Annotated in this window: 14 protein-coding genes; 13 read left to right on the top strand and 1 reads right to left on the bottom strand. The window is 71.7% G+C overall.

What is annotated here, in order from left to right:
* The first annotated feature begins 426 nt into the window (after window positions 1–426).
* The 13 genes from IE317_RS02635 to IE317_RS02575 all read left to right on the top strand — a co-directional run bounded on the left by IE317_RS02635 (window position 427) and on the right by IE317_RS02575 (window position 11,048).
* Window positions 427–1,950: a sugar transferase gene (locus tag IE317_RS02635; RefSeq protein ID WP_191306416.1), complete on the top strand. Its 1,524-nt coding sequence runs from the start codon at window positions 427–429 to the stop codon at window positions 1,948–1,950.
* A gap of 575 nt (window positions 1,951–2,525) precedes the next feature.
* Window positions 2,526–3,140 (top strand): malonic semialdehyde reductase, encoded by a 615-nt coding sequence (locus IE317_RS02630; RefSeq protein WP_191306415.1) that lies wholly within the window; start codon window positions 2,526–2,528, stop codon window positions 3,138–3,140.
* Between the two features lie 133 nt (window positions 3,141–3,273).
* On the top strand, window positions 3,274–5,310 hold the full coding sequence (thrS, locus tag IE317_RS02625; protein WP_191306414.1) for a threonine--tRNA ligase: 2,037 nt from the start codon (window positions 3,274–3,276) through the stop codon (window positions 5,308–5,310).
* Entirely contained in the window at window positions 5,307–5,849 is a 543-nt protein-coding gene (locus tag IE317_RS02620; RefSeq protein ID WP_191306413.1) for an HIT family protein, read from the top strand. Before thrS ends, IE317_RS02620 begins: the two co-directional genes overlap by 4 nt.
* A 74-nt stretch (window positions 5,850–5,923) precedes the next feature.
* Window positions 5,924–6,445, top strand: a complete 522-nt coding sequence (locus IE317_RS02615) for a MarR family winged helix-turn-helix transcriptional regulator (RefSeq protein WP_191306412.1) — start codon at window positions 5,924–5,926, stop codon at window positions 6,443–6,445.
* Window positions 6,446–6,533: 88 nt separating this feature from the next.
* Window positions 6,534–7,157, top strand: coding sequence for a phosphatidylinositol phosphate synthase (pgsA, locus tag IE317_RS02610; RefSeq protein ID WP_191306411.1), 624 nt, complete (start codon window positions 6,534–6,536; stop codon window positions 7,155–7,157).
* On the top strand, window positions 7,154–8,071 hold the full coding sequence (locus tag IE317_RS02605; protein ID WP_191306410.1) for a phosphatidylinositol mannoside acyltransferase: 918 nt from the start codon (window positions 7,154–7,156) through the stop codon (window positions 8,069–8,071). The genes pgsA and IE317_RS02605 overlap by 4 nt, the downstream gene beginning before the upstream one ends.
* Window positions 8,072–8,089: 18 nt before the next feature.
* The gene (locus IE317_RS02600) at window positions 8,090–9,235 is read left to right on the top strand and encodes a glycosyltransferase family 4 protein (protein WP_191306788.1); all 1,146 of its coding nucleotides are present in this window, start codon (window positions 8,090–8,092) and stop codon (window positions 9,233–9,235) included.
* Window positions 9,232–9,714 carry an NUDIX hydrolase gene (locus tag IE317_RS02595; protein ID WP_191306409.1) on the top strand — a complete coding sequence of 161 codons (483 nt, stop codon included), beginning with the start codon at window positions 9,232–9,234 and terminating at the stop codon, window positions 9,712–9,714. The genes IE317_RS02600 and IE317_RS02595 overlap by 4 nt, the downstream gene beginning before the upstream one ends.
* Before the next feature lies 1 nt (window position 9,715).
* Complete coding sequence (locus IE317_RS02590; RefSeq protein WP_191306408.1) at window positions 9,716–9,985, top strand: hypothetical protein; 270 nt, start codon at window positions 9,716–9,718, stop codon at window positions 9,983–9,985.
* On the top strand, window positions 9,982–10,233 hold the full coding sequence (locus IE317_RS02585; RefSeq protein WP_191306407.1) for a hypothetical protein: 252 nt from the start codon (window positions 9,982–9,984) through the stop codon (window positions 10,231–10,233). Before IE317_RS02590 ends, IE317_RS02585 begins: the two co-directional genes overlap by 4 nt.
* 31 nt (window positions 10,234–10,264) lie before the next feature.
* Complete coding sequence (locus IE317_RS02580; RefSeq protein ID WP_191306406.1) at window positions 10,265–10,531, top strand: hypothetical protein; 267 nt, start codon at window positions 10,265–10,267, stop codon at window positions 10,529–10,531.
* A 13-nt stretch (window positions 10,532–10,544) separates the two neighbouring features.
* Entirely contained in the window at window positions 10,545–11,048 is a 504-nt protein-coding gene (locus IE317_RS02575; RefSeq protein ID WP_191306405.1) for an XdhC family protein, read from the top strand.
* A 59-nt stretch (window positions 11,049–11,107) separates the two neighbouring features.
* Here IE317_RS02575 and IE317_RS02570 read toward each other — a convergent pair whose 3' ends face one another.
* Complete coding sequence (locus IE317_RS02570; RefSeq protein ID WP_191306404.1) at window positions 11,108–13,216, bottom strand: elongation factor G-like protein EF-G2; 2,109 nt, start codon at window positions 13,214–13,216, stop codon at window positions 11,108–11,110.
* Between the last annotated feature and the right edge of the window lie 66 nt (window positions 13,217–13,282).

Here is a 13,282-nt window from a genome sequence, read left to right as displayed (position 1 = left end):
ATGTCACTGTCGGTGGCGGCCGGATCCCGGTGACGGCGCCCGGCGGCTCCCGCCTGGTCCACTGTGGACCACCGGACACCCGTAGTGTCCACAGTAGATTCCGGAGGGCCCCGCTGGGCCGTTCGGCCGAGCTTGGTCCACCCGGGTGCGGGTATCGCCCTGTTCGCTACGGAACGTAATTTTCACGGGGATACGCGCTATTACGCATCGTCCTCATCTTGTTATCTTCCGGCCATTTTCTGGCGGGGATCTCACGCAGCATGTGGCTGGAAATCCTTGTAACACTGCCGAGAGGGTCGCCGATAACTTGCCGTGTGAAGCCTCCGCGGGCTCTGCGCGACCACCGATATGCCGTGACTCTCCGAAGTCATCTCCGGTGACGCTGCGTGCCTGCGGCTCAATTCGATCCAGTCCCCGGGAGGTCAGATGGAAGAGTCGGTGCGGCCTTCGTACACGGTGAGCCAGCCACCGCCGCACATCGACCTCCAGGCCATCCCGCGTCCCGCCAAGCGGGACGACCACCCCGGCGACTCCGGCGGTCCGTCCGCCAAGGCGTGGCCCGCGGCCTGGGAAGCGCGGTACAGAGCCTGGGTCATCGGCAGCGACGTGTTCATCACGCTGCTGGTGATCGCGATCAGCGCGTTCGTCATCGATCGCGTTGCCCCGCACGACATGCACGCCTTCGGCACCATCCTCGCGGTGTTCGTCTCGCTGCCCGCCAGCCGGGCCTGGAGCCCGCGCGTGCTCGGCGAAGGCGCGGAGGAGTACCGCACCCTCGGCCGCGGCTTCCTCACCGCCGCCGTCCTGGTCGCGCTGGGCGGCCTGCTGTTCGGTGCGCTCGAGGTCCAGGTCTGGGTGTTCGTCGTCGTCCCGGCCATCGCGCTGGTCGCCTTCCCGCAGCGCTACCTGCTGCGCCAGGTGCTGCACCGCAAGCGCGCCAAGGGACTCTGCCTGCTGCCGGTGATGGCGGCGGGCAGCCCGGAAACCGTCGCCGACCTGATCGCCCGCACCCGCTCCGAGGTGCACGTCGGCTGGCGCGTCGAGGCCGCCTGCACGTTCAGCGGCCACGGCGCCGACCGCGACAGCGGCGAGATCGACGGCGTCCCGGTGGTCGGGCGGCTGGAGGAGCTGTCCCGGCACGTCCGGCGCGGCGGCTACCGGGTCGTGGCCATCACCGCCGACCAGTACTGGACGCCGAAGCGGCTGCAGCGGCTGGCCTGGGACATGGAGGGCACCGGCGCGGAGATGGTCGTGGCGCCCGTGCTGATGGAGGTGGCCGGGCCCCGGCTCAACGTCACCGGCGTGCTCGGCATGCCCCTGCTGCGGGTCACCGCGCCGATGTTCACCGGCGGGCGCCGCGTGGTGAAGGAGATCGTCGACCGGGCCGGCTCCGCGCTGCTGCTCACCCTGCTGTCCCCGCTGCTGCTGGTGATCGCCGTCGCGATCAAGCTGAACGACCGCGGCCCGGTGATCTACCGCCAGCGCCGCGTCGGCCGCGACGGCGCGACGTTCACCATGCTCAAGTTCCGGACGATGGTCACCAACGCCGACGCGATCAAGCAGTCCCTCGCCGCGGACAACGAAGGCGCGGGTCCGCTCTTCAAGATGAAGCGCGACCCGCGTATCACCCGCGTGGGTGGTTTCCTGCGCCGGTATTCGCTCGACGAGGTGCCGCAGCTGTTCAACGTCCTGTCCGGCAAGATGTCGCTCGTGGGGCCGCGGCCGCCGCTGCCGGAGGAAACCGAGCAGTACCCGCCGGACGCCCGCCGCCGGCTGCTCGTCAAGCCGGGCCTCACGGGCCTCTGGCAGGTCAGCGGGCGCAGCGACCTCACCTGGGCGGAGAGCATCCGCCTGGACCTGCGCTACGTCGAGGACTGGTCGCTCGCCCTGGACCTGGTGATCCTCTGGAAGACCCTCCGCGCGGTGATGGGCGGGCACGGCGCCTACTGACCCGTCTTCGCCGCGCCGCGCACCACGGCCGCCGACTCCCGCCACGGGGAGCCGGCGGCCGTGCCCGTTTCCGGAACATGGGGATACCGGGACCCAGGGACGCCGTGGACGCCCCGGAACTGTCGGTGCTCGCCGGTAAACTGGACACCGGGGGCCGGAGGGCCGCCCTTCGCGCCGCCGCACCCGCCCGGCAGGGCCGCTCCAGTCGCCCAGCGGGGCCGCTGCACACGCTCGGCAAGGCCGCGGCACCGAAGCTCCGGGAACCCCAGCTGCGAGCGACGAGCCCCGCGCCTCCTCGACGTCGCACCGCGCTACCGGCCGTACCCACCACCCCAGGTCCCCGAGCCGCCCGGCCGCCCCAGCACCCCTGTTCGCCGCGAAGACCCGCTCCGCCCGGCCCATCCGGAACGCCCCCGTTCGCCCGGATTACCGGCACCCGAGGAGGCCACCGTGACCCGATCGGCTGACCCGAGCTCACCCGCAGCTGTGATCGGCGCAACTGATTGAACCCGAAATAGTTCAACGCTCAACTGGGTTGCACGGGGTACCGACCCAACGGAAGGAAGCTCAGCCCCATGACCACCTTTGCCGAGCAGACCGAGGCCCTCCAGCTCCCCGCGGACGTGCAGAACCTGCTGTTCCGCGAGGCCCGCACGGCCAACAGTTTCAGCTCCGAGCCGGTGACCGAGGAGCAGGTCCGCGCGATCTACGACCTCGTCAAGTGGGCCCCGACGTCGATGAACACCCAGCCGCTGCGCGCGCTGGTGCTCCGGACCGCCGAGGCGAAGGCCCGCCTGCTCCCGCACATGGCCCCGGGCAACCGGGACAAGACCGAAGCCGCGCCGCTGACCGTCGTGCTCGCCGCGGACGTCGACTTCCACGAGAACATCCCGCAGGTGTTCCCGCACGCCCCGCACGTGAAGGACAACTTCGCCGACGAGCAGGGCCGCGTCGAGTTCTCCAAGCTGAACTCGCTGCTGCAGGTCGGCTACTTCATCATCGGCGTCCGCGCCGCCGGGCTGGCCGCCGGCCCGATGACCGGCTTCGACGCCCAGGGCGTCGACGACGAGTTCTTCGCGGACAAGAAGTGGCGCTCGCTCGTCATCGTCAACGTCGGCAAGCCGGGCGAGAACCCCTGGTTCGATCGGCTGCCGCGGCTCGACTTCGACCAGGTCGTCGAGACCCTCTGACGCGGCTCGGACGGGCCGCCTCCGGAGCCGGAGGCGGCCCGTCCGGCGTTCGCGCCACGCGCGTGAGGCGCGAAGACACCGACGACTAGCATCGACGGCGTCATCTCTGTCACTCCAGCTTGAGGAGCCGATCGTGTCCCAGTCGCCCCCCGTTTCCCCCGTGGCCGCCTCCCGCGTGGTGGTACCGGCGGGCACTACGGCGGGCGCGGCGGTCCGCGAAGCCGGTCTGCCGACCAAGGGCGCGGACACGATCGTCGTCGTCCGCGACGCCGACGGGAAGCTGCGCGACCTCGCCTGGGCGCCGGAAGCCGAGGCCGAGGTCGAGCCGGTCGCGGCGAACACCGAGGACGGCCGCAGCGTCATCCGCCATTCGGCCGCGCACGTGCTCGCCCAGGCCGTGCAGCAGCAGTTCCCGGACGCCAAGCTCGGCATCGGCCCGCCGGTCAAGGACGGTTTCTACTACGACTTCGCCGTCGACAAGCCGTTCACCCCGGAGGACCTGCAGGCGCTCGAAAAGCGCATGAAGCAGATCGTGAAGGGCGCCCAGCAGTTCTCGCGGCGCGTTTTCGACTCCGTCGACGAGGCCAAGAAGGAACTGGCGGACGAGCCGTTCAAGCTCGAACTCGTCGACTTGAAGTCCGAAAAGGACACAGTGGACACGTCCGAGGTGATGGAGGTCGGTGAGGGCGAACTCACCATTTACGACAACCTCGACCCGCGCACCAAGGAACGTGTCTGGAGTGACCTCTGCCGCGGCCCGCACGTGCCGACGACGAAGTTCATCCCGGCGTTCAGGCTCACCCGCGTCGCCGCCGCGTACTGGCGGGGGAGCGAGAAGAACCCGCAGCTGCAGCGGATCTACGGCACGGCGTGGGAGTCGGCCGAGGCGCAGGACGCCTACCTCGAGCGGATCGCCGAGGCCGAGCGCCGCGACCACCGCAAGCTCGGCGCCGAGCTGGACCTGTTCTCCTTCCCCGAGGAGATCGGCTCCGGCCTGCCGGTGTTCCACCCCAAGGGCGGGATCATCCGCCGCGAGCTGGAGAACTACTCGCGCCGCCGCCACGAAGAGGCCGGCTACGAGTTCGTGAACACCCCGCACATCAGCAAGGGCGAGCTGTTCCACACCTCCGGCCACCTGCCCTACTACGCGGACACGATGTTCCCGCCGGTGCAGTTCGACGAGGAGAACTACTACCTCAAGGCCATGAACTGCCCGATGCACAACCTGATCTTCCGCTCGCGCGGGCGGTCCTACCGCGAGCTGCCGCTGCGGCTGTTCGAGTTCGGCACCGTCTACCGCTACGAGAAGTCCGGCGTGGTGCACGGCCTCACCCGCGTCCGCGGGCTGACGATGGACGACTCGCACATCTACTGCACCAAGGAGCAGATGCCGGGCGAGCTCAAGTCGCTGCTCAAGTTCGTCCTCGACCTGCTCGCCGACTACGGCCTTTCCGACTTCTACCTCGAGCTGTCCACCCGCGGGGACTCCGACAAGTTCATCGGCGAGGACTGGGAGTGGGAGGAGGCCACCGAGACGCTGCGGCAGGCGGCGATCGACTCCGGCCTCGAGCTCGTCCCGGACCCGGGCGGCGCGGCCTTCTACGGCCCGAAGATCTCGGTGCAGGCCAAGGACGCCATCGGCCGCACCTGGCAGATGTCGACCATCCAGCTGGACTTCAACCAGAACAAGCGGTTCGAGCTCGAGTACACCGCGCCCGACGGCTCGCGCCAGCGCCCGGTGATGATCCACCGCGCGCTGTTCGGCTCGATCGAGCGCTTCTTCGGTGTGCTGACCGAGCACTACGCGGGTGCGTTCCCGGCGTGGCTCTCGCCGGTGCAGGTGGTCGGCATCCCGATCACCGCCGACCAGGTGGAGTACCTGCAGGACGTCGAGAAGGCGTTGCGCGCCAAGGGGATCCGCGCCGAGGTCGACGCGAGCGACGACCGGATGCAGAAGAAGATCCGCACGCACACCACGCAGAAGGTGCCGTTCATGCTGCTGGCCGGCGCGAAGGACGTCGAGGCGGGCGCGGTGTCGTTCCGCTTCCGCGACGGCGGCCAGATCAACGGCGTGCCGGTGGAGAAGGCGGTGGCGGCGATCGCGGAGTGGGTCGCGCGCCGCGAGAACGCGTCGCCGTCGGCCGACGCGCTGGAGACGATCGTTCGGTGAGTGAGGGTCCCGAGCTCGTCGAGCAGCAGGGCATCGGGGTCCAGGACGCCTTCCAGCGCCTCTGGACCCCGCACCGGATGGCCTACATCAAGGGCCAGGACAAGCCGGACGGCGACGACGAGCCCGGCTGCCCGTTCTGCCGGATCCCCGCGCTGGACGACAAAACCGGCCTGATCGTCGCACGCGGCGACCTCGTGTTCGCGGTGCTGAACCTGTACCCGTACAACCCGGGGCACCTGATGGTGGTGCCGTACCGGCACGTCGCGGACTACACCGAACTGACGGTCGAGGAGACGCGCGAGGTCGCCGAATTCACGCAGCACGCGATGAAGGTCATCCGCGCGGTGTCCGGCGCGCACGGGTTCAACATCGGCCTGAACCAGGGCCACATCGCGGGCGCGGGGATCGCCGCGCACCTGCATCAGCACCTGGTGCCGCGGTGGGGCGGCGACGCGAACTTCATGCCGATCATCGGCCAGACGAAGGTGCTGCCGCAGCTGCTGGGGGAGACGAGGGACCTGCTCGCCGACGGGTGGTAACAGAGTGGTCAGGGACCCTGGTCCGACCGGGGAAAACTCCTGATTGAGTGTTCAACCGAGAGTATGATGGGGTTATGTCCGGAACCCGATGGCTCAGCGACCACGAACAGCGTGTCTGGCGTGAGTTCAACGCGGCCACTCGCATGCTCAGCGCGCACCTCGAAGGCCAGCTGCAGCACGACTCGGGCATGCCGCACACCTATTACGAAGTCCTCGTCGCGCTCTCCGAAGCCGAAGGCCGCCGGCTGCGGATGAGCGAGCTCGCCGACGCGCGGCAGGCGTCCCGCAGCCGCCTTTCGCACGCCGTCGCGCGACTGGAGGCGAACGGGTGGGTGCGGCGCGAGGCGTGCCCGACCGACAAGCGCGGTGCCTGGGCGGTGCTGACCGACGCCGGCTTCGCCGCGCTCGAGGCGGCCGCGCCGGGGCACGTCGAGGCCGTCCGCGAAAGCCTGTTCGACCCGCTGACGCCGGAGCAGGTGACGGCGCTCGGGGAGATCAGCGCGGCGATCCGCCGTCAACTGTCGCCGAAGTGCGCTGCCGCGGTGGCCGCCGAAGAGGCGCGGGAGCACGAGGGCCAGCTCACGAAATCGGGCTGACCCGGGGCGGCGCGTCGGGGCCGCGCACGTGGGTGGATAGGCTGCATTCGCCCACCCGACCCTCGTAGCCAGGTGCCTCGACGAACCGATGCTCAATATCTTCGCGCGTGCCTCCGTCTCCCGCGTCACCGATCCGATCGGCCAGGCGCTGGTTCGCGCCGGGCTGACCCCCAACGTGATGACCGTGCTCGGCACCGCCGGCGCGGTCGTCTGCGCGCTCGCCTTCTTCCCGACCGACCACCTGCTGTGGGGCACCTTCACGGTGTGGGGCTTCGCCATGCTCGACCTGCTCGACGGCGCCATGGCCCGCGCCCGCGGCTACGGCACCCCGTTCGGCGCGGTGCTCGACGCCACCTGCGACAGGCTGGTCGACGGGGCCCTGTTCGCCGCCATCGCGTGGTGGTGCTTCGTCGTCGACGACAACCACCCGGCCGCCGCCGCGGCGCTGCTGTGCCTGGTGCTCGCCCAGGTCATCTCCTACGTCAAGGCCCGCGCGGACGCCTCCGGCCTGCCGGTCGACGGCGGGCTCGTCGAGCGCGCCGAGCGGCTGATCATCGCGCTGGTCGGCACCGGCCTGCACGGCTTCGGCATTCCGTACACCGTGGACGTGACGCTCTGGCTGCTCGCGGTCCTGTCGGTGATCACGCTCCTCCAGCGGACGGCTGCGGTGGCGAAGGCGGCCCGCGAAGCCGCCGGGGAGCAACGGGCATGAGCAAGCTGTCAGAGCGGCTGAGCGCCTTCGGCTACGCGGCCGGGTGGAAGCTCGCCGGCTGGCTGCCCGCCGGGTTCGGCGGCACGGTCTTCTCGCTCGGCGCGGACCTCGCCGTCCGCCACGACGGCGGGGGAGTGCGGCAGCTGCGCGCGAACCTCGCCCGCGTGGTGCCGCAGGCCGACCCGGTCGAGCTCGACGAGCTGACGCGGCGCGCGATGCGCTCGTACGCCCGGTACTGGCACGAGACGTTCCGGCTGCCCTCGATGGACCACAAGGAGGTCAGCGCCAAGGTCGCGGCGTCGATCACCGGGGTGGAAAACCTGGACGCGGCGCTGGCCGAGGGCAACGGCGCGGTGATGGCGCTGCCGCACAGCGGCAACTGGGACGTCGCCGGTGTCTGGCTGGCCGACTACCTCGGCGGCTTCACGACCGTGGCGGAACGGCTGAAGCCGGAGTCGCTCTACCGCCGGTTCGCCGAGTACCGGGAGTCGCTCGGCTTCGAGATCGTGCCGCTCACCGGCGACAGCTCGGCGATGCGCGTGCTGCTGAAGCGCCTGCGCGAAAACAAGGCCGTCTGCCTGGTCGGCGACCGCGACCTGACCACCAGCGGCATCCCGGTGAAGTTCTTCGGCGAGAAGGCCCGCTTCCCCGGTGGCCCGGCGCGGCTGGCGGCGACGACCGGCGCGGCGCTGATCCCGGCCGGCTGCTGGTTCACCGAGGACGGCTGGCAGATCCGGCTGCACCCGCGGATCCGGGTCACCGCGCGGGCCGAGGTCCCGGCCGCGACCCAGGCACTGGCGGACATCTTCGCCGGCGACATCGCCGCGCACCCGGCCGACTGGCACATGGTGCAGAAGTTCTGGCCCGCCGACCTCGAGGCCGCCGAGCAGGCAAGCCTCGAAGAAGCGAGCTGAGCGGTGGCCACGCGGCCGATGCGGGTCGGGATCGTGTGCCCCTACTCCTTCGACGTGCCCGGCGGGGTCCAGGGGCACGTGATCGACCTGACGAAGGCGCTGCTCGCGCGCGGGCACCAGGTGTCGGTGCTGGCGCCCGCCGACGAGGACGCGGAGCTGCCGGAGTTCGTGCACCCGGCCGGGAAGGCGCTGGGGATCCCGTACAACGGCTCGGTCGCGCGGCTGCAGTTCGGCCCGGTGTCCTACGCGCGGGTGCGGCGCTGGATCCGCGAAGGCGACTTCGACGTCCTGCACCTGCACGAACCCGCCGCGCCGAGCCTGTCGCTGCTGGCGCTGCTCATCGCCGACGGCCCGATCGTCGCGACGTTCCACACCGCGACCACGCGCTCGCGCACCCTCTCGGCGTTCCAGCCCGTGCTGCGGCCGCTGCTGGAGAAGATCACCGCGCGGATCGCCGTGTCCGCGCTGGCCCGCCGCGTCCAGGTCGAGCACGCGGGCGGGGACGCCGTGGAGATCCCCAACGGCGTCGACGTCGAGTTCTTCTCTTCGGCACTGCCCCTGCCGGGCTACCCGCGGGCCGGGGGCACGGTCGGGTTCGTCGGCCGGTTCGGCGAGCCGCGCAAAGGCATGGGTGTGCTGCTCGAGGCGCTGCGGATGATTCTGCCGGAGTTCGAGGACCTGCGGCTGGTCGTGGTCGGGCGCGGCGACGAAGAGCAGCTGCGCCGCGACGCCGGGCCGGAGCTGGCCCCGCACCTGGAGCTGCTGGGCCAGGTCGACGACGCCACGAAGGCCCGGGCGTTGCGCAGCGTCGACGTCTACTGCGCGCCCAACACCGGCGGCGAGAGCTTCGGCATGATCCTCACCGAGGCGATGGCGGCCGGGACCCCGGTGCTGGCCAGCGGGCTCGACTCGTTCCGGCGGGTGCTCGACGACGGCCGCGCCGGCCTGCTCGTCGAGACCGGTGACCCGGCCGCGCTCGCGGACGGGCTGCGCGAACTCCTCGGCGACCCGGCACAGCGGGTGTCGCTGGCCGCGGCGGCGGGGGAGCGCGTCACGATGTACGACTGGTCGGTGGTGGCCACGCAGGTGCTGCGCGTCTACGAGACGGCCGTCGCCGCCGACCCGCGGCGGGTCGCGGCGCCGGAGCGGGAGCTCGCCCGGTGAGCGTGCTCGGCTGGCTGCTGCCGCTGCTCGCTCTGGTGGTGGTGCTCGGCGGGCTCTTCCTGGTCGCGACGGCGAACCGGCTCGACCGGCTGCACGTCCGCACGGACGCCGGGTGGGCCGCGCTGGAGTCGGCGTTGGCGCGCCGGGCGGTGGTGGCGCGCGCGGTGGCTTCGGTGCTGGGCTCTCCCGGCCTGCGGACCTGTGCGGAGCGCGCCGAGGCGGCACCGCGGGGCGAGCGCGAAGCGGCGGAGAACGAGCTGACGCTGGAGCTGGGCCGGGTCGACCGGGCGTGCCTGCCGGCCGAGCTGGCCGAGGAGCTGACCGACGCCGAGCACCGCGTGGTGATCGCCCGCCGCGTCCACAACGACGCCGTCCGCGACACGCTGCGGCTGCGGCGGCGCCGGAAGGTGCGGTACTTCCGCCTCGCGGGGACCGCGCCGTTGCCGGAGTACTTCGAGTTCGCGGAGCCGGAGGTCTGACATGTGGTGGGTGGTCGTCGAGGAACAGCGCGGCGGCGGGGACGCGCGCGCCTGGAACGTCACCAAGACGAAGCCGGCCGGAGCGGATCGCGAGCACGCCGACGAGGTGGCGCGGCGGCTGGCGTTCTCGCACGAGCCCGTGCACCCGTCGGCGGTGAAGGAGCGGAAGGTGCTGCGGGTGGGCGACGGGTACCTGGTGATCGCGACCGGCCGGACGCAGACGTTCCACTTCCGCGTGACGCTCGGCGAGACCGTGGCGGAACCGGCATGACCTGGTGGGTGGTCGTCGAGGAGCAGCGCACCTCGGAGCGGAACTGGACGATGTCGGAGCGGTACTCCTTCACCGACCAGGAGACCGCCGAAGCGGAGGCGCTGCGGCTGGCGCGTGAGTACGAGCCGGCCTACCCGTGGTCGCCGAAGTCGCGGAAGGTGCTGCGGGGCCCGGGCGGGTACGTGGTGATCGTCGAGGGCCGGACGTCGACGTTCCACTTCCGGCTGAGCGTGCTCGAAGAGATCTGAACCGCCGCGGGCTTCGCCGCGTCGGACCGGCATGAGTACGTGGTGGGTGGTCATCGAAGAGCAGGGCGGCGCGGGAGACGGGCGCGGCTGGGGCGTCGCCGACGCGGCGGGGTACCCGGACCGCGACACCGCGTTCGGCGAGGCGTTCCTGCTGGCCAAGCAGCACCGGCCGCCGCGGCCGTCGTCGCCGCAGAAGCGGGTCGTGCTGCGGATCAGCGACGGGTATCTGGTGCTGGTGAAGGGCAGGACGGACGTGTGGCAGTTCCGCGTGACGGTGGGCGAGCAGGCCGGCGGCTGACACACTGGGCGGCATGAGTGAGACCTGCGACGTCGCGCACGGCACGGCTCCGGCCGACCCGGGAGTGCGGACCCTGGTGGCGGTGTTCGCGTCGCCGGTTTCCCGGTTCCTGCTGAAGTTCGCGAAGGACCTCGGTTACCACGTCGCGCTCTACGAGGCCGATCCCGCCCGCGTCACCGACGTGCCCGAGGGCTTCGAGGCGGACACCGTGCTGCCGCCGCTCGACGCGTCCGCGGACGTGGTCGTCACCGACCACCACCGGCCCGAGCTGGGGCCGGTGCTGAAGGCCGCGCTCGAGGGGAACCCGCGGTGGGTGGGCGTGCTCGGCAACCCGCGTCACCCCGGTCCGCACGTGGCGGCGCTGCAGGGCCTCGGCGTGCCGGAGGCCGACATCGCCCGCGTGCACCGCCCGGTCGGGCTGAACATCGGCTCCCGCACCCCGCCGGAGATCGCCCTGGCCACCCTCGCGGGCCTGCTCGCCGACCGCAACGACCGCCCCGGCGGCTTCGACTTCTGACCCGACGCGGTCGTGAGTGGTAAGGAGAGTTCCAACCCGCCTTACCACTCACGAGCGGGTCAGTGGACGGCCATTCCTTCCGGCATCGGCTCGAACCGGGCGTGGCGGCGGGTGAACGTGGCCGTGCCCGAGGTCATCGAACGCAGGTCGATCAGGTAGCGGACCAGTTCCGTGGCGGGGACCTCCGCGCGGATCACCGTCCGGCCACCCTCGCCCGCCTCGGTGCCCAGGACACGGCCGCGGCGGGACGAGAGGTCGCCCAGCACGGTGCCCAGGTGCTCGTCCGGCAGCCGGATCGCCACTTCCTCCAGGGGCTCCAGCATCGTGAGGTGGCCGTTCGCCGCGGCCTCCCGCAGGGCCAGCGCGCCCGCCGTCTGGAACGCCGCGTCCGAGGAGTCGACGCTGTGCGCCTTGCCGTCGACCAGGGTGACCTTGACGTCGACCACCGGGTGGCCGTCGGCGAGGCCGCGCGCCAGCTGGGCCCGCACGCCCTTCTCCACGCTGGGGATGAACTGGTGCGGCACCGCGCCGCCGACGACCTTGTCCACGAACTGGAACCCGCCGCCGCGCGGCAGCGGTTCGACCTCGATGTCGCAGACGGCGAACTGGCCGTGCCCGCCGGACTGCTTCACGTGCCGCCCGTGGCCCTTGGCCGGCTTGCTGAACGTCGAGCGCAGGCTGATCTTCACCGGTTCGGTGTCGACGTCGGCGCCGCCCGCGCGCAGCCGCGAGAGCACGACGTCGGCGTGGGCCTCGCCCATGCACCACAGCACCAGCTGGCCGGTCTCGGCGTTGCGGTCCAGGCGCAGCGTCGGGTCGCCGGCGACGAGCCGGGAAAGGTTGCGGGCCAACGTGTCCTCGTCGCTGCGGGTCTTCGCGACGACCGCCACCGGCAACAGCGGTTCCGGCATCGCCCAGGGCTCCATGAGCAGCGGGTCGTCGGGGGAGGAGACGGTGTCGCCGGTCTCGGCCGAGCCGACCTTCGTCAGCGCGCAGAGGTCGCCCGCGACGCAGAAGGGCACTTCCCGCAAGGAAGAGCCGAGCGGGGAATAGAGGTGCGCGACGCGCTCGTCGGCGTCGTGGTCCTCGTGACCGCGCTCGGCGAGGCCGTGCCCGGACACGTGCACCGGACGTTCGGGCCGCAGCGTCCCGGAAAACACCCGGACGAGGGACACCCGGCCGACGTAGGAGTCCACCGCCGTCCGGACGACCTCCGCGGCGAGGGGGCCCGCGGGGTCGGCGGTGATCGCGGCGTGCTCGCCGCCGTCCGGCGTGGTGACCGCGGGGGGCCGGTGCTCCAGCGGGGAGGGGAACGCGCGGACGATGCCGTCGAGCACCTCGGCCAGGCCGATCCCGCTGGTCGAGCACACCGGGATGACCGGGTGGAAGGACCCGCGGGCGACCGCGGTCTCCAGGTCGGCGATGAGGGTGGCTTCCGGGATTTCCTCGCCGGCGAGGTAACGGTCCATCAAGGACTCGTCCTCGCTCTCGGCGATGATCCCTTCGATCAGCTCGTTGCGTGCCTCGGCCATCCGCGCCAGCTCGGCGGCGGCGGGCTCGCCGACCGTCGGCGGGTACCCGCCGGAGTAGTCGAAGTACCGCTGGGTGATCAGCCCGACCAGGCCGTCGCCCGCCGGGAGGTACAGCGGCAGCACGCCGGCGCCGAACGCGGCCTGGCAGGCGGCGATCTCGGCCGTCGCGTCGGCCCGGTGGTGGTCGAGCCGGGAGACGACGACCGCGCGCGGCATCCCGACCGCGGCGCACTCCTCCCACACCGCGACCGTCGCCGCGTCGACGCCCTCGGCGGCGGAGACGACGAACAGCGCCGCGTCGGCCGCCCGCAGCCCGGCCCGCAGCTCCCCGACGAAGTCCGCGTACCCGGGCGTGTCGATCAGGTTGATCTTGTGGCCCTGGTGCAGCACCGGTGCGACCGAGAGGCCGACCGAGCGCTGCTGGCGGACCGCCGCCGGGTCGTGGTCGCACACCGTCGTGCCGTCGACCACCGAGCCCGCCCGCGGCACCGTGCCGGAGGCGGCGAGCAGGGCTTCGGCGAGGGTGGTCTTCCCGGACCCGGCCGGGCCGACGAGCACGACGTTGCGGACCTTGGCGGGGTCGTCCACAGCGACGGCGGCCCCGGTGTCGGCGTTCTTGGCTTGTTTGTCGGCCATGACGACTCCTCGGCGAACGGCTGGTGTACGGGATGTGTCCTCGATCACACACCCGCTACCCTGGTC

The sequence above is a fragment of the Amycolatopsis bullii genome (assembly GCF_014654205.1).
In the GTDB taxonomy this organism is placed as follows: domain Bacteria; phylum Actinomycetota; class Actinomycetes; order Mycobacteriales; family Pseudonocardiaceae; genus Amycolatopsis; species Amycolatopsis plumensis.
The sequence above is the reverse complement of the archived record's forward strand: the minus strand, read 5'-3'. Positions and strand labels throughout refer to the sequence as shown.

What these genes read in the sequence shown, in the direction of transcription:
- IE317_RS02605 (WP_191306410.1), top strand. Translation starts at nt 7,154, where the DNA reads ATGAGCAAGCTGTCAGAGCGGCTGAGCGCCTTCGGCTACGCGGCCGGG.
- IE317_RS02570 (WP_191306404.1), bottom strand. Translation starts at nt 13,216, where the DNA reads ATGGCCGACAAACAAGCCAAGAACGCCGACACCGGGGCCGCCGTCGCT.
- IE317_RS02580 (WP_191306406.1), top strand. Translation starts at nt 10,265, where the DNA reads ATGAGTACGTGGTGGGTGGTCATCGAAGAGCAGGGCGGCGCGGGAGAC.
- IE317_RS02615 (WP_191306412.1), top strand. Translation starts at nt 5,924, where the DNA reads ATGTCCGGAACCCGATGGCTCAGCGACCACGAACAGCGTGTCTGGCGT.
- IE317_RS02600 (WP_191306788.1), top strand. Translation starts at nt 8,090, where the DNA reads ATGCGGGTCGGGATCGTGTGCCCCTACTCCTTCGACGTGCCCGGCGGG.
- pgsA (WP_191306411.1), top strand. Translation starts at nt 6,534, where the DNA reads ATGCTCAATATCTTCGCGCGTGCCTCCGTCTCCCGCGTCACCGATCCG.
- IE317_RS02575 (WP_191306405.1), top strand. Translation starts at nt 10,545, where the DNA reads ATGAGTGAGACCTGCGACGTCGCGCACGGCACGGCTCCGGCCGACCCG.
- IE317_RS02585 (WP_191306407.1), top strand. Translation starts at nt 9,982, where the DNA reads ATGACCTGGTGGGTGGTCGTCGAGGAGCAGCGCACCTCGGAGCGGAAC.
- IE317_RS02630 (WP_191306415.1), top strand. Translation starts at nt 2,526, where the DNA reads ATGACCACCTTTGCCGAGCAGACCGAGGCCCTCCAGCTCCCCGCGGAC.
- IE317_RS02590 (WP_191306408.1), top strand. Translation starts at nt 9,716, where the DNA reads ATGTGGTGGGTGGTCGTCGAGGAACAGCGCGGCGGCGGGGACGCGCGC.
- IE317_RS02635 (WP_191306416.1), top strand. Translation starts at nt 427, where the DNA reads ATGGAAGAGTCGGTGCGGCCTTCGTACACGGTGAGCCAGCCACCGCCG.